A 15172-nucleotide genomic window follows, 5' to 3' on the forward strand; every position below is an offset into this window, starting at 1 on the left:
CCAGACCCTCCGCACCACCATCGACATCGTCCGCAAACCCGCTGATCAGAAAGGGTTCGCCGTACTGCCCAGACGGTGGGCGGTAGAGCGGACTCTGGCGTGGTTGACCGCGCACCGGCGGCTGGCCCGCGACTACGAACGCGACCCCGCCACCAGCGAAGCCATGATCCGCTGGGCCGCCATCGGCCTCATGACCCGCCGCATGGCCCGCGGCGGGCAGCCCGCCGTCCGTCAACGCCGGCGCCCCCTCGAATACCTATAACAAGATCCTTCTCAAACACGCACTGAGTCCTCACAGAAGCCCTGGCACGTCCACGAAGGTCGTCCTGTCCTGGCCACAGAATCCGCAGGTTCGGTCTCGCCGCCGTCACTGACCCCGCGATGCTCCGTCCGCGGAGGGAGAAGCGACCCAAACGAACACAGCCACCCCGCACGAGGCTTCGAAGGCGATCACGGGACGTCAGGCTCTCTGATCTGAGACCGTTACTCCATGAACAGGACACACCGCGTGGCGCTGTGGGGTGGAGTAGGCCTAGTTGGACTCATTGTTGTTGCTCTCGCCACCTTTTACGCAATATCCGGCCTTGATAAGGCTGATAAGACAGCAAGTGTCGTGAGCTCCTTGATTGGTGTCATCGCTTTGGGTGTGGCAATTTTTGCAATTTTTCAGACATACACATCTACGCGTGGCCGCGGGAACCCGAATCCGACCCAAACACAGCGCAGCGGAAGCAATTCCGTTAACTTGCAAGCCGGGAACGATATGCAAATAGGCGACAATAGCCGCTTTCATTGAGAATGGGCAGTAGTGAACCAGAAGCAAATTGCTGGAGATAATTCCGTCACCATCCAAGCTGGTGGCGGTGTCCACTTCCATGATGCCTCATATGATGAAGCTCAAAAGCATCGCCGTGGTGGCTGCAAAGATTGCGATCCATGGCATTATTTGGCGACCATCGACTGGATAGTCGAATTCGTCAAAGGGACGCCGCAGAATTGGACTTTCAAGTTTACGCCGAAGGAGATGATCTCTAATCTTGAGAAGTTGGCAGCAATAGTCGGTCGCTGGCATGACTTTAAGAAAGATCCCAAGGACGTAGCATTTTTGGAGAACTTTGACGCAGAGTGCCTTATTGATCAGGTCGTGAATTTGTATCATGCCAATTTGCCATTCGAGGTGGCGGCTGTCGTTGTCGTCGACGTTCAGGTTCGCCAAGTTGAAACATTTGGATGGCTTCGATTTCCCACTATAACCACAATGCAGAGGGGGTTTTTTGATGGCGAAGAGGATCTAGAACTTTTGCTTATAAAAGGGCCTAGCAAGGAGTTCATTAAGCCGCTATTTGGAATGAGTTCTTTCTTTCCGTATTCTTCACTGGATTAATAGTCCAGCCGCATTTAGTGATCGATGATGCGTCGTTGTCTCCGGTAGTGGCAGCGGCGGGCGCGGGCTTGATGGCGGTGTCGCCAGCGTGACCAGCGGATTCGGTGTCGTGGCGGGTGTCGGGGCTGGTGGAGATGGGCGTGCGGGCGGCGGATCTCGTTGACGGTGAGCGGGACAAGATCGTCTGGATTGTGGCCATCATGCCGCCGACAGGGCGAACGTCCCTGCCGGGGCAGCCCCCTTGTGTGGCGAGGTCGTGAGCCTCGCCGCCGTGGGTGTCGTTATCGGGGCCTGGAGGCGGGGCGGCGGTCAGGAAGGCCAGGTGGGCGTGGGCGACCATGGCCAAGGTGATGTGCCGGTACCAGGCGATGTGCTTGCGGACCTGGTAGTGATCGAGGCCGACTTCGTTCTTGGACGCTTGAAAGCATTCCTCGATGCTCCAGCGGGATCCGGCCACTCGCACCAGTTCGGACAGGCCGACCGGCCGGTTCGCTGCGCACCGGTAGAACGCCAGGTCGGTGGGGTCGCTGATCGATCGGCGGGCCAGCATCCACTGGTGTTCGCCCTGGTGTTGGTCCAGGCCGATCCACGCCCAGTCGTACCAGCGGCGGCCTTTGGCCCCGTCCCCGCACGAGAGCCGCTGCCACGCCGTCTGCGGCAGGGCGGCGAAGGCGGCATCGGCTCTGGTGCGGGCGCCGCCGAGCACGAGCGGGTGGTCGCGGGAGACCGCGAACACGTAGTTCATCCCGCGGCCGGCGCAGCGGCGCCGCAGCCCGGTGTTGTCGCCGTAGGCCTCGTCGCCGGTCACCCACCCGAACATCAGCAGCGGGTCATCGCAGGCGCGCTCGATCATCCGCCAGGCCAACTCCGGCTTGGGCGCAAACCGTGCGCGCTCGGGAACGCCCGCGTCGGCGAGCCGGCCGGGGCCGGCGAACCAGGACTCGGGCAGATACAGCTCCCGGTCGATGAGAACCCGCTGCCGGTCGGGGTTCACATACGAGGCGAACACCCCGATCTGACAATTGGTGATCTTGCCTGCGGTGCCGGTGTACTGGCGCTGCACCCCCGCTGAGCGGCGGCCCTTCTTCTCAAACCCGGTGTCGTCGATCACCAGCACCCCGCCGGGGTCGCCGATCCGCTCGGCCACCTGCGCCCGCAGCGCGTCCCGCACCTGGTCGGCGTCCCATCTGGCGTGGGTGAGCAGCCGCTGCATCCCGTCCGGCCGCGCGTCCCCGGCGAACTCCGCCAGCGACCAGCCGTTCTTGCGCTCCAGCCCGCTCAGCAGGCCCGGCAGATACGACCGGGCCCGCACCCTGGGCTCCCGCCGGCCAAAGAACGGGGCCACCACCTGCCCGAACAGCTCATCAAACCCATCAGCCCACCCGGCCGGGTCGACATCTTCTACAGTGGGCGGCACGGCCACCGCCGATCGTCTGGTCTCAACACACCCACACGATCACAGCGGTGGCCGTCTCATGTCCCGACCTCGATCAGACCGAGATCTCCAAGTGCGGCTGGAGTATTAACCTCGGGCTTTCGCCTGGGGCCGGTGGAGTCTGATCGTTGACATGAGGAAAGTGCCTCTGGCCTGGAAGGATCGGGATTGCGAAGTCACGATTCAGTCCATGCCGGAAGGCACTTTTCGAGTGAACTCTACAGGCCGGAAGGTCAAGATCGTCGTCTCTGGGGACGGTGCGGGGATCGTCTGCCGGGCCGGTGGCCTGCTGTTGCTGGAGACGCTGCGGGCGACGGGGCTGGACCGAGGCCTGTCGGAGGCGTTGGAGCGCTGGCGCGCACCGCGGGCGGTGCACGATCCGGGCAGATCTGGCGATCACGCTCGCGCTGGGCGGGGACTGCCTGGCCGACATCGCGGTGCTGCGGTCCTCACCCGAATTGTTCGGCCCTATCGCTTCTGACCCGACGGTGTCGCGGCTGGTCACCACGCTGGCCGAGGCCGGGACCAAGGCGTTGCGGGCGATCCGGCGGGCGCGGGCGGCGTCACGCGCGCGGGCCTGGTTGCTGGCCGGCGACCGCGCTCCAGGCGCCGGCGGGGGCCTGATCCCGGTGGACCTGGACGCCACCATCGTGATCGCGCACTCGGAGAAGCAACGGGCGGCGCCGACCTGGAGACACACGTTCGGGTTCCATCCGATGACGGCGTTCATCGACCACGGCGAGGGCGGGACCGGTGAGGCCGCCGCGCTGGTGCTGCGGGCGGGCAACGCCGGGTCCAACACCGCCGCCGACCACATCACCGCCGGCCGGGCGGCACTCCAGCAGATTCCCGCCCACCTGCACAAACAGGTGCTGATCCGGACCGATTCGGGCGGTGGCACCCATGGCTTCCTGGAATGGGTCGCCTCCCGTCGGCTGAAGTACTCGATCGGGTTCAACCTGACCGACGACATCTGCGCGGCGATTCTGGCCCTGCCCGAGCGGGTGTGGCAGTGCGCCTACGACGCCGGCCGCCGGCCCCGCCCGGGGGCGTGGGTGGCCGAGCTGACCGGCATGCTCGACCTGTCGTCGTGGCCGAAGGGGACGCGGGTCATCGTCCGCCGCGAACGCCCCCACCCCGGCGCCCGGCTGCGATTCACCGATCTCGATGGGCACCGCTTCACATGTTTCGTCACCGGAACCCGCACCGGCGGCAAACACGGGCAGCTGGCAGACCTGGAACTACGGCACCGCCGCCGGGCCCGCTGCGAAGACCGCATCCGGTGCGCCAAAGACACCGGGCTGCGCAACCTGCCCCTGCACGGGTTCGCCCAGAACGAGCTCTGGCTCGAACTGGTCGCGCTGGCCTCGGAGGTGACCGCCTGGGCCCAGATGCTCGCACTCCACGATCGCCCCGCCCGGCGATGGGAACCCAAGCGCCTGCGGCTGCGGATGTTCTCCGCCGCTGGACGGCTGGTGCGAGACGGACGGCGGCTGCGCCTGCGTCTGGCCCGCTGTTGGCCCTGGGCGGACCTGATCGCCACCGCGATCACCCGCCTGCAGATGCTGCCGGCACCCTGACCAAGACCAACCGCCCCATCAACGCAAGGAAGGAGACCGCCCGGGCCCGTGGAACCCCGCCCACCCAGCGCGACAGCTGGGCCACCACGCTGACCCGCCGCTGAAAAGCACCAGCCGGTTGGGCCGCTACGCGGCCCAACCAGCCTCATGAAAGATCGAGGCTAGCTGTCGAGGCACAGCTCCCCGAGCACCGGGGCCTTATTCAAACGCACGCACTCTTCTGCCGCGTGTGGTCCGTCTGGTCTTTGCGCCTGATGCGGGCGCAGCGTCGCAGGAGATCGCTCTCCTAGAAGTCGCCTTGGCGGCGGGATAGTCAGTCGGGCCGGTTTATCGCCGTCGCGACGCCGACCCGCGAAGAGACGCCGATCTTGGCGAATACCCGCACCAAGTGCGTTTCCACCGTCCGGACGCTGAGGAACAGCCGCTCGGCGATCTGCTGGTTGCTGCAGCCCTTGGCGACGAGCTCGGCGATCTCGTGCTCGCGCGGCGACAGCCCGAACTGCAGCTTCTCCCTAGGGCTCCTGCCGCCCCCGGGGCCGGTGGAACCGCCGGGCGCCGGCACCCGCACCCCGAGGCGGCGCTGCTCGCGGACGGCCTGCGCCTCCAGCCCCCGCATCCCACACGCGCGGAAGGTCTCCGCGGCGGCACGGACCCGCTCGCGGGCGTGGGCCCGGTCCCCGGCGGCCGCGAGAGCGATCCCGGCGGCCAGTTCGGCACGGCCCGCCTCCGGGCGCCGCCCCGTCTTGGCGAGCAGATCGGCGGCCTCGGCCGCCAGCGCCCCGGCCCGCGCCGGGTCGGCGGCGCGGACGGCGTGCGCGCGGGCGAGCCGGGCAAGCCCGACGTCCCCGGCCAGCGCCGGGTTGGCGATCCCCTCGGCGATTTCCGCCCAGTGGGCGGCGTCGGCGTGGTCGTCCTGCGCGGCGCGGACGGAGGCGAGCGTCTCGGCGCAGACGACCAAGGTGCTGAAGTCCAGGCCCTGGGTCCCGTCGCCGCACGCGGCGATCAGTGCCTCGGCGCCCTCGTCCGGCCGTCCCGCGTAGATGATCGCGATGGCGCGGGCGATGTGCGCCATGTGCGTCCACCACTCGCCGGACCCGGTGTCGTTGGCGACCGCCTGGTCCCCGGCCTGCAGCGCCCGGTCATGGTCGCCCATGTAGCTGGCTGCAAGGCACTGCTGGGTCAGCCCGTAAGCGAGGACCTCCTGCGAGCGCAGGTCGCGCCCCACAGCGATAGCCTCGTCGGCGGACGCAAGCGCCTCCTCTGGGCGCCCTTTCAGGAGCAGGGAACGGGACTGGCTGGCGAGCATGTACCCGAGGATGTAGATCTGGCCCGTTTCCCGGGCGATAGTCACAAGTCGCTCGACGTGCCGAAGCGCGTTGTCGTACATCCCGAGGGAAAGTTCGGCCCACACCAGCCACAGGACGCAGTCCAGGCAGTCTGCGAAGGCGTGGTCGGACGCTGCGGAGAACAGCTGGTCGGCGGTCTGCGCGTAGGCGATGGCCTCCTCGATCTCTCCGCGCGCGTAGGACACCATCGGCCGCATCGAGGCGACCGCGGCCGTCAGGCCGGGGTTCCACTCGGGGGCGCTCTCGGGGATCGTGTCGAGAACGGCCTGCGAGCTGCGGATGTCGATGCGCTGGATGCGGTCGGCGACCAGGCGGATGCGCAGCAAGATGGCCTCGGGGGTCTGCCGGTCGGTGGTGCGGCGCAGCTCGTCCAGCACGATAGCGCGGGCCTCGTGGATGCGGCCGAGCTGCCGCTCCATCACCGCGCACAGCTGGACGGTCCTTGCCCGGCGGACGGTGTCCTCCGGTGGCAGCAGCCCAAGCAGGGTCCGCGCCGTCTGGCGGCCCTCCTCGGCGTGGCCGCTGACGGCTTGCACGTGGGTGAGTTGCATCAGCAGCTCGACCCGGTCGGGGTGCGTGTCGTCGGACACTACCGCGCCCGGTGTGTTGGTCTCGTCCGGCATCAGCTCCAGTGCGGCCTCCAGCCAGAAGGCGGCGGCGGCGGGCGTATGGAGGCTTACGGCGCGCGCCGCGTCTACCAGCGTGGCGATGGCGTCACGGTCGCCGAAGCGGGCCGAGCGCACCACGTGATGGGCGCGGACCGTGGCCGGCGCGCCGAGCTCGGCCAGCCGGGACGAGACGCGGTCGTGTGCGGCCAGCCGCCAGCCCGCAGCCGTCGAGGCGTAGGCGACGTGCCGGACGAGTGGATGCCGGAACCGGAACCGGCCCCCCCGTGCGGGCCGCACCACGTCGTGCGCGGCCAGCACGTCCAGCGCGGCCAGCGCCTTGGCCAGGTCCATCTCTGCGGCCACTGCGGCGAGGGTCGGCTCGAACACGTCGGCAGCGACGGCCGCACCGCGCGCTATCAGCAGCGCGTCGGGCGGCAGTGCGCTCAGCTCGATCTGAATGGCCGCTCGCACGGCGCGCGGCGCCTCGGGCAGATTCGCTACACCCTCCTCCCACGCATGCCCTCCCAACCCGCTCGTGACGCTGGCCGAATCGCCGGAGGCTTCGATCCTCGCCAGTGCTTCGAGGTAGAACGGGTTGCCGCCACTGACCTTGTAGAGCGCCTCGTACCGTGACTGGCTTACGTCCGGGCCGAGGAACTGCGCGACCTCGCTCTGCGTGAACGGGTCGACAGACACCTGTACGCCTTGCGCGCCCGCCGCGTCCACCAGCGCCGCCAGCCGCGGTGACGCCTGTGCCGGACGGTAGGCGACCGCGATCAGTACCCGTGCACGCGGCGGATGCCGGACCAAGTGGTCCAGTAGCTCCACGGTCGCGTCGTCGGCCCAGTGCAGGTCGTCCAGGATCAGGACGAGTCCGGACGGAGCCGCGAGCCGTTCCAGCAGCTGTCGCATCGTCCGGTGCATCTGGTAGCGAGCGACCTGCGAAACAGGGGACGTCGCTGGCGGGTCGGCGGCGAGGTCGGCGAGTCCCGGGAACACTGAGCCCAACAGCCGCAGCGCGGCGGGCGGCAGGTCGAGCGCGTGCTCCTCTAGCCGGTCGTCGAGTGCGTCGATGACGGCCCCGAACGGCATCTCCTGCTCGAACTCCGCCGCGCGGCCCGCCACGAACGGCAGCCTCCGTGCCGTCGCCGCGTCGGCCAGTTCGCCCAGCAGCCGCGTCTTCCCCACGCCCGGCTCGCCCACCAGCGCCAGGAAGCCGTACCCGGCCTCGGCGCTGTCGAGGGCGCGCTCCAGTGCGTCCAACGCATCCCGTCGCCCCACCAACGGGGTCACACCGACTCGATCGCGAGCCTCTGGCATGGGCGCACCCATGCCGCTTGCACCTATGCCGGTCACTGGAAGGGGCTGGCGTTCTTCAAGCGGGGCCGAAGTGCTTCGCGGCTTGGCCGGCGAGGGGGGACCCAAGACGTGGGCTGTATGCCGAAGAAGTGGATGTCGGAAGGCGAACCTGTCATTGGTAGTCGGCCGGATGATGTCGTGGGCGCGTAGTTGATCCATAGCCGTCTGAGCTGCTTCCGGCGACAGTTGAGCAGCGGCTGCAACGTGCGAGACATCGAAAGCTTGCGCGGCTGTTGCTGCTGCCTGCAAGGCTCGCCGCGCCGACATCGGCAAACTGTGCATCTCAAGCGTCAGCATGGCTGTGACCGCGGACGGGAGCGTCGGTGCGCTGTGTGAGGGCAGAGGTTGAGCCAAAGCTTCCAAGACGCCGTCGTGGTTCTGAGCCATGCGACCCAAAGCCTCCAGGTACAGCGGGTTGCCTTGGCTGGCCGCAAAGAGTGCTGCTTGTTCCTCCGGCATGCCCTCGAAATTCAGATGCCTGAGGAGTTCGGTTCCTTGACGGGGCGTCAGGGCAGGCACGGGAATTAGTGCGCAAGTCGGTTCGGCACGTTCGATCAGTGCTGTCAACGCTGCTGGAGCCTGGCGAGGTCGGTAGGCCACCGCTATGAGGATCCTTCCGCGCGGTGGATGCCGGACCATGTCTTCCAGCAGCGCCAGGGTGGCATTGTCGGCTCGGTGTAGCTCGTCCAAAATCAGCACCAACCCAGAAGGCGCGGCGATCTCCTCCAACAGGAGTCTCATGGCTTGATGCAGTGTGACAGTCCCGTCCTCGGTTCCTCCAGTGCTCGCTCTGGCAGGAGGTACGGCGTCGGTTGTGGCGCGTCGATACAGGTTTGAAAGGACTCCTGTCAGCTGCGTTAGGGCAGGACGCGGAAGTGCAAGCCGACAGTCGGCCAGATAGCCGTCGACCGCATCGACGACAACTCCCCACGGCTCCGCCGGCAGTCCCGCCGCCTGACCCATCAGAACCAGTCGACGTGAACTCGCGACGTTGGCCAGCGCATTCAATAGCCGTGTCTTGCCAGCCCCCGGGTCGCCACGCAGAGCCACAAAGCCGTAACCACCGTGTTCGGTCGCCGCCATCGCACGGTCAAAGGCCTCTAGTGCCTCGTCCTGCCCTACCAGCGGGAGCCGACCGAAAGGAGGGGGCGTCTGAGTTGGCCTAATGATGGCGGCACCTCCGGAGCACCGCCCTCGAATACTGTTCTGTGACGGTCGACGAGATTCCGATGCTGGCCGGGTCCCACTGACGTATCAGCGAGCTCATAGGTCATCGTCCCGCATCTCAATCGAGCGCCAAGCGCTGCTCCATCGACGTTGATCTCCGTCACTGCCTCCGCATGCCGCAACGAAGGCGGTGAGGTAATCAAGCCTGGCGCTAAACGCCGTTGCTGTGGCTCGGCGGTTCCCAGTCACTTTATGAGCCGTTGCATGCGAGAACATGCCGCCGGACCGCCTGGCCAGTTCCCGGGTGGGGATGCGACCGGCCCACCGCCAGTACCGCCGCAAGATGACGTCCAGTTCTGCGAAGGTGCTCGGTTGAGGATCCTCCGTGAGCGGATCGGGTTTGCGATCATGCCCTTCGATGTCCTCGGGTACCCGTCGCTGACGGTTCACCTCCCGCGTTGGATTCGGTGTCACGGAACCTGAGGCCTGTGCCGATGCGAGTGCTTGGAGCGGCTGTGGCCGTGTTGGCCGTCGATACCGGGTGGCTTGCTCATGTGCTGCCTCAAACGTCGACGCCTCACCTGGCGGCATCCCCAGTTGCTCCAGTACTCGGCGGCATTCCTGCCAGCCCGGAAGCGGAGCATTCGGGTCGACGAGGCGTCGCCCGAGCGGCGCGAGCAGCTGCGGCAGACCATCACGCTGACGTCCTTGCACGAGTCCGGCAACCAGCTCTTCGAAAGGCGCACACTCGTTGGAGTGTTTCATCGTGATCTCGCAGCGTTCAAGATCGGCGCTGTTGGGCAGACGCGCCCGCGAGTTGCCCTAGTGAGGCTCCCACAGCCAGCGTCACCACGGTGCCCAGCGGCCCCGACGCTCCCTGCAGGAGGTACGCAAACCCTCCGCACGCATTGATCAAGTGTGCCACCGGGATCGGCCACGCCGGTACGTCGTCGACCTGCACTGTGAGCTTCATTCGCTGTCCGCTCGGTCTTGGGATCCATGTCGTGACGCCTACCGACCGCACCCAGCGACCCGATCTCCCACAGAAGGGCCGAACGGAGGCAGCGTCCGCACAACATCGTGGCCTACGCCGAAGGCGTGCGGAAGCGGTTCATGCGGGGATTTACGTACTCGCACGCTCTGTTACAGCCCGACCGGCCCGTCCCGGCGTAAGAATCCGTTCAGTGCTGTCAGAACGAGTGCGAGGTGGCTGAACATGGCGTGTTCACCACGATGGTCTTCGAGCCGAGGACCGGGCATCGTGGACCTCAGCCGCCTAGACGCTCCATTCGGTCTTGGGATTCGATGACAGCGCACTGACGGTGACGGCGGGGGGAAGCCCGGACTCCCACCCGGGCTCCCCGCCTTTCCCTGCCGGGTCGCGACCGAGCGTCTCCAGGCTCCTGGAGGTTCGGAGGGTTGACGCCGACTTCGGGTCGACAGAGAACGCACATCGACAACGCCTTGCTGGACACCAGCCGCTCCATCATCGCCGAACTCGAGGTGTCACCCGTCGTGCCGCCGACTGGGGAAGGCCATCCTCCCCGGATACCGCGCTCGGCGGCTCCTCCGCGAACCCGATGGCAGTGTCCTTGACTTCAACATGACCGCCCGGCCCTTAGAAAGGTGCTGCCGCACGGCGCGAGTGAAGGCACCGAAAGATGTCTTCACAGCATGGAATTCGTGGTTTCAACGGTGGCTGGATTCTTCAGGCACCATCGACTGACGTTCGGAAGTTAGGTCGACGGTGGTCAGACGTCCGAGATCGGTCACGCCGACGAGTAGATCGTCCTGTAAACGCCCTCGAACTCGCGCTGCAGACGTTCACTCATACTGCTGAGCGCTCCGGGGTGTCCTTTACTGTGTTGGCGTTGGCTGCCGGTGGGAGCGCGGCGTTCCTGGAGTCAGGTTCGCTGAGTCGGCGGCGGGGACTTCTGCATGCGGTAGGCGGAAGGTGTTCGAGCGGTGTACATCCGCTTGAGGCCGCTTCGGGGCCAGAAACTGAAGCGCCTCTGACCGTGTTTCGGCTGGTCAGAGGTGTGGAGGTGGGCAGGGGCGGGGTCGAACCGCCGACCTTCCGCTTTTCAGGTCACAACGTCTGAGCGCTGTACTGACCTGCGAAAACCCAGGTCGCTCACGAGCGAGAAGCCGATAAGCGGATTGTGTTACCGCCAATCTACCACGCAGCGCTATAAGGCGACTACCTAACGTGTGCGATGGTCAAGCCTCACCAGGGACTCACTGTCTTGCGTGAGCCGCCGGTGCGTCCTCCGAGGGCTTGGGAGCTTTGAGGGCAGGTCCCTGTCGCTCACGTCCAGCTCTTGATCGGCCGTCCTTTGTTGCGAAGTTGACCATCTCCGCCCGACGGAGTCCACCACCCGCCGGCCGACCGCGTCCGGGGCGTCCAGGCACTCATGCAGCACATGGATCGGGCCCCAACTACATCCAGAAGCACTCCACGGTGCGGCGTGTAGGGCAGATCGGTAGTGGGGGAGACAATGGGTTCGGCTTCGGCTCGCTCCCACGAACTGGTGCCTGCCAGCACCTCAAAGTATGCCAACGACCATCCTCTTCTGCCGATGACCGGATGGTTGGTCCTGGATGGTCGGACTGTAGGCTGGTCAGGTGAATCGAGAGGTGTTCGCCGCGCGGTTTAGTGCTTCAGTTCGGGCCGCACGACAGTTCGCCCAGTCGCTGGTTTCCGAAGAGTTGCCGGAGCCGTTGGTGTTCCGGGTTCGGCTCAACCAGTCCTACGACGGGCACGCGCCATAACCCGGCGAGTTGAGATTTCCGGAGGACAGCGGCCATCGTCGGGCTGCCGCACTGAGCAGATGTGACGCGGAAACCGCCGTGGCTGAATTGTGGCGCGACGGCCACGTTCCCGAATGGGTGAATGTTGCGGTGGTCAGTGAGACGGGGACGGCGACGGTTGTCGAAGTCGTGTGTTGCGGGCGCTTCACGAATGACGATTCCCGGCTCTATCACTCCCAAGAGGGGGCACCGCCATTTCATGTTCTGGGTCCAGCGCCGCCGCCTCGGCACGACGGAACTCCGTTCAGTATTCACACGCGCGCTGAATGCTGGCATCGTTCCGACCTCGAACATCTGGCGACCGCCTCTAGCAAGGTGTGGTCGTTCGCCCTGATGACCGAAGAGTTCGATGACCAGCTACTTTCCGCCTTGCCGGATCTGCCATGCGTTGAGATCTTCGAGCATCAGGCGTGCACAATCGAGGCCGAAGCCATGTCGGCCTTCCTGCGATTCCCGAAACTACGGATCTTGCGCCTGCATCTCAGTGAACCGAGCGCATTCCGTGTCGGCGCCGACGGCGGGCAACTCGGCGCTCTCGCCGATCTGACAATTACCAACCTTCCGCCGCATCCATGGGGTCAGGCAATGCTGACCGAAGTCGCCCCCCACCTTAGGAACGTGCGCCTCAGCGCGAAGGACACTCTCCGGTTGGACGCTGCTTTCTCTCCGTCCCTGCACGGCGTGAGCCTTACGGCCGCCAACGTCGCCGGCTCGACGAGCCTGCCGGCAAAGCTTGACAATCTGACCATCCGCCTCACCGCTGCCGCCGATGAGGACCTGATCACGCTACTCGACGGCGTCACGCGCATCAGATCGCTGAGCCTTCGCGGGACACCGGTCAGCGATGCGATTGTCCCGGTGCTCGAGCGGTACGACCTCGACCACCTCGACCTCGTCGATACCAAGGTGACGGCCACAGCACTGTCCAGGTTCCGCAACGACCATCCCGGGACCAGCGTGTTTCCGCGTGTCCGTCATCCTTGAGCACGCTGGCCTATTCGGCGACGCGCGCGCAGATCGTCCTCGGCGAACCGGCTCCCTTGTCGCCCGATCCCAGGAGTGACTGTCTTCGCGGTGACGTCTTCACGCTCCCATCCCGCGGCCACGAAGTCTGATCAAAGCACGGACGATCACTAGCGGCCGCATCTCTAGCGTACTTTTCTGCCGCTGCTCGGAAGTTGAACAGCGATCTCGTGCCCATCGAGGCGCTCCTCTAGGCGGACGTGCCTTGGTCAGCGCCGTGAGGTGGTGTACGACGTGTCGATTTCTCTGACGGCGGTATCGTCAACGAGAGTTGTGGTAAACGATCCCGTCGAGGGAGTCATCGCCCCAGGCGGCTGAGTTGGTCAGGTGACCGTCGCAAGGGCCGACCTTGGTCACCGTGCGGCCATCTCTGAACACCAACTGCAGGCCATGCTCTTGCTCCCAGTCGCATTCGCACTCCAGCGACACATAAACATGCCCGTCACCGCGTGAATCTCGGACAACCATCGGCTCGTTCCCGAACCAGACGTGGTCAAGCACGTCGCCTGAACCTTCAATTTCGACATACCACTCGTCGTCACCGGAAGCCAAAATTTCCTCGGTGATATCGCGGTAGTAGGCGAAGATCGACGGTGTGGCCGTGATCAACGCCGACCGGTCGAGCGTCAGGAACGCATGGATCGCAGCGTGGAACTCCTCGGGCGCAGGGTCATCGACATAGCCGTCAACGATGAAGCGGCATGGCGCATCACCCAACACAGGTACGGGAACGGGTTCACTTTGGTACCAGCCCAGCTGAGCGTCTTCGACCAGGCGGCCGAGCCCGGGGATCTGCATAACGCCCAGGGTAACTGAATCCGGATCTTGGGGCCGTCGCTGAAGTACTTGAGGGCAGGGATAAGGCTGCGGCACTGCGGTCGCCAGACTCGCGGCCCCATCCGCATGCCCGGTCCATACGTTCATCACGAACGTCCGCTGATGCCGCTGATCGCTAGCTGGTGCTGATGAGCGGTGTGGGCCAGGCCAGCGACCGGAGACCGGGTACCGCCATGGTCCTGCTCGGGCGGCACGGTGGCTGCCCGCCATTCTCTCGCCCGGTCGTGACCGTTACCGCCGCGCGCATACTCGGAATGGACCGCTGGCCTAGAGTCAGGCGCGTGTATTTCGTGTCTCGGTGGCGAGAGGAATCGCCGTTCAGTAAGCGGGTGGTCACGGTACCCGACACCACCGTGCTCGGTTGGTTCCGCCGCGGCTGGAAAAGCGCCGACCCGGAAGCATGGATCGCCGGCGAGCTGGGCGGCCATGTCTACCGCCTCGACTCGATCTTCGACGAGGCCCAGAAGCGAAACCTCCCCGAGCCGCAGAGCATCGACGAACTGCGCGAGCTGCTGCACGAGCACCTGTGGGTCGAGGGGGACACCGACTTCATCCGGCTCGGCGAGCATGCCCTGACAGTGCGCACCGACGACGACGAAGTGGACCTCGCCTACTACTTCATCGACGACAAGAGCGCCGCCGCCCTGCCCGAGCGGCTCGCGTTCCTGCTGCACGACACCTGGCCGCTGCCCACCGATGCCGCCGCGTCCGGTGCGGTCTTCAGCCCTGGCATACCGGTCCGTACCGTCCGGCTCGCCCCACCGGGGCCCGAAGCGGTCTTCTCAGTCTGCCTGTGTTGGGAATCGCCCGACGTCCATCGGAACCTGAACCTGGTCGGCGCCATGATCTTCCCCGGTCTGACCCTGCCGGAACTCGCCGCCCGATTGCGGGGCACCGACGGACCCGGCGCCCACCGCTGGCCGCATGACGCCCGCCTGCTGCGGGCACTGGTCGCTCCCGGAGAGGACGACATCAGCCCGGCAATGGAGCGCTACGCCAGGCTGGGCGGATACGCCCCGGCGCCCGCCGGCATCGACCGGCCACTCGCACATGAGGCGATCCACGGCGAGATGCCAGCCATGCTTCGCTCGGTGCGGCCCGACGAGTCCCTGACCCGGCTGGACGTCCACATCACGCAGGTCGCCCGGTACATCGACGGCTTCTTCGGGTTCGATCAATGGTTCCTCTTCGATACCCGATGGGCCGCAACCCACCCAGACCTGGCTCGCTCGCTGCTGCGCTACGCCACCTACTGGGACCCATACGCAGTCTAAGTGCGTGTTTGAGAAGTTGATCTCGGTCGGTGTGTCTGCGTGATGCGGTGTGCCGGTTCGTGCAGGGTGTGGCGATGGCTCGGACGTCGTGTTACCCGTCGGACCTGACCGATGAGGAGTGGGCGCTGGTGCAGCCGCTGCTGCCACCGGCCGGCAGCGGCGGGCGCCCGGAGAAGCATTCGCGGCGCGAGATCGTGGACGCGGTGCTGTACGTGGTGCGCACCGGATGCCCGTGGCGGCAGCTGCCCGCCGACTTCCCGCCTTGGCAGACGGTGTACTGGTACTTCGTGCGGTGGGAGAAGCAGCGGGTCACGCTGCGGCTGCTGGATGTGCTGCGGCAGCAGGTCC

Annotated in this window: 8 protein-coding genes, 1 tRNA gene and 3 pseudogenes; 7 read left to right on the forward strand and 5 right to left on the reverse strand. The window is 66.1% G+C overall.

Going from position 1 to position 15172, the window contains the following annotated elements; translation table 11 throughout:
* The 3 genes from BM339_RS46885 to BM339_RS49465 all read left to right on the forward strand — a co-directional run.
* Positions 1 to 262, forward strand: a 262-nt coding sequence (locus tag BM339_RS46885) for a transposase (protein ID WP_143118896.1), incomplete at its 5' end; no start/stop codon positions are given.
* 228 nt (positions 263 to 490) lie between these two features.
* Positions 491 to 796 (forward strand): hypothetical protein, encoded by a 306-nt coding sequence (locus BM339_RS49460; protein WP_143118897.1) that lies wholly within the window; start codon positions 491 to 493, stop codon positions 794 to 796.
* A gap of 12 nt (positions 797 to 808) precedes the next feature.
* On the forward strand, positions 809 to 1384 hold the full coding sequence (locus BM339_RS49465; protein WP_143118898.1) for a hypothetical protein: 576 nt from the start codon (positions 809 to 811) through the stop codon (positions 1382 to 1384).
* 316 nt (positions 1385 to 1700) lie between these two features.
* On the opposite strand, the pseudogene BM339_RS46890 reads toward BM339_RS49465, so the two are convergent.
* A pseudogene (locus BM339_RS46890) lies at positions 1701 to 2744 on the reverse strand (IS701 family transposase); the annotation flags it as partial.
* A gap of 265 nt (positions 2745 to 3009) precedes the next feature.
* Here BM339_RS46890 and BM339_RS46895 point away from each other — a divergent pair.
* Positions 3010 to 4399 (forward strand): annotated as a pseudogene (locus BM339_RS46895) (IS1380 family transposase).
* A gap of 313 nt (positions 4400 to 4712) precedes the next feature.
* Here BM339_RS46895 and BM339_RS52415 read toward each other — a convergent pair.
* The 3 genes and pseudogenes from BM339_RS52415 to BM339_RS50530 all read right to left on the reverse strand — a co-directional run bounded on the left by BM339_RS52415 (position 4713) and on the right by BM339_RS50530 (position 11062).
* Complete coding sequence (locus BM339_RS52415; RefSeq protein WP_075025058.1) at positions 4713 to 7685, reverse strand: ATP-binding protein; 2973 nt, start codon at positions 7683 to 7685, stop codon at positions 4713 to 4715.
* Between the two features lie 642 nt (positions 7686 to 8327).
* Positions 8328 to 8912 (reverse strand): annotated as a pseudogene (locus BM339_RS52810) (ATP-binding protein); the annotation flags it as partial.
* A gap of 2013 nt (positions 8913 to 10925) precedes the next feature.
* Positions 10926 to 11062 (reverse strand) — tRNA-Ser (locus tag BM339_RS50530).
* Positions 11063 to 11729: 667 nt separating this feature from the next.
* Between BM339_RS50530 and BM339_RS46910 the strand changes: the two genes are divergently transcribed.
* Positions 11730 to 12674, forward strand: a complete 945-nt coding sequence (locus BM339_RS46910) for a hypothetical protein (RefSeq protein WP_143118899.1) — start codon at positions 11730 to 11732, stop codon at positions 12672 to 12674.
* A 300-nt stretch (positions 12675 to 12974) separates the two neighbouring features.
* On the opposite strand, the gene BM339_RS46915 is transcribed toward BM339_RS46910, so the two are convergent.
* Positions 12975 to 13511 (reverse strand): DUF6985 domain-containing protein, encoded by a 537-nt coding sequence (locus tag BM339_RS46915; protein ID WP_075025056.1) that lies wholly within the window; start codon positions 13509 to 13511, stop codon positions 12975 to 12977.
* Positions 13512 to 13831: 320 nt separating this feature from the next.
* On the opposite strand from BM339_RS46915, the gene BM339_RS46920 reads away from it, so the two are divergent.
* Entirely contained in the window at positions 13832 to 14824 is a 993-nt protein-coding gene (locus BM339_RS46920; protein ID WP_075025057.1) for a hypothetical protein, read from the forward strand.
* Positions 14825 to 14898: 74 nt separating this feature from the next.
* A partial coding sequence (locus BM339_RS46925) for a transposase (protein ID WP_143118900.1) occupies positions 14899 to 15172 on the forward strand: 274 nt, incomplete at its 3' end.

Source organism: Actinomadura madurae (assembly GCF_900115095.1).
GTDB lineage: Bacteria > Actinomycetota > Actinomycetes > Streptosporangiales > Streptosporangiaceae > Spirillospora > Spirillospora madurae.

What these genes read in the sequence shown, in the direction of transcription:
- BM339_RS49460 (WP_143118897.1), top strand. Translation starts at nt 491, where the DNA reads ATGAACAGGACACACCGCGTGGCGCTGTGGGGTGGAGTAGGCCTAGTT.
- BM339_RS52415 (WP_075025058.1), bottom strand. Translation starts at nt 7,685, where the DNA reads ATGGGTGCGCCCATGCCAGAGGCTCGCGATCGAGTCGGTGTGACCCCG.
- BM339_RS46915 (WP_075025056.1), bottom strand. Translation starts at nt 13,511, where the DNA reads ATGCAGATCCCCGGGCTCGGCCGCCTGGTCGAAGACGCTCAGCTGGGC.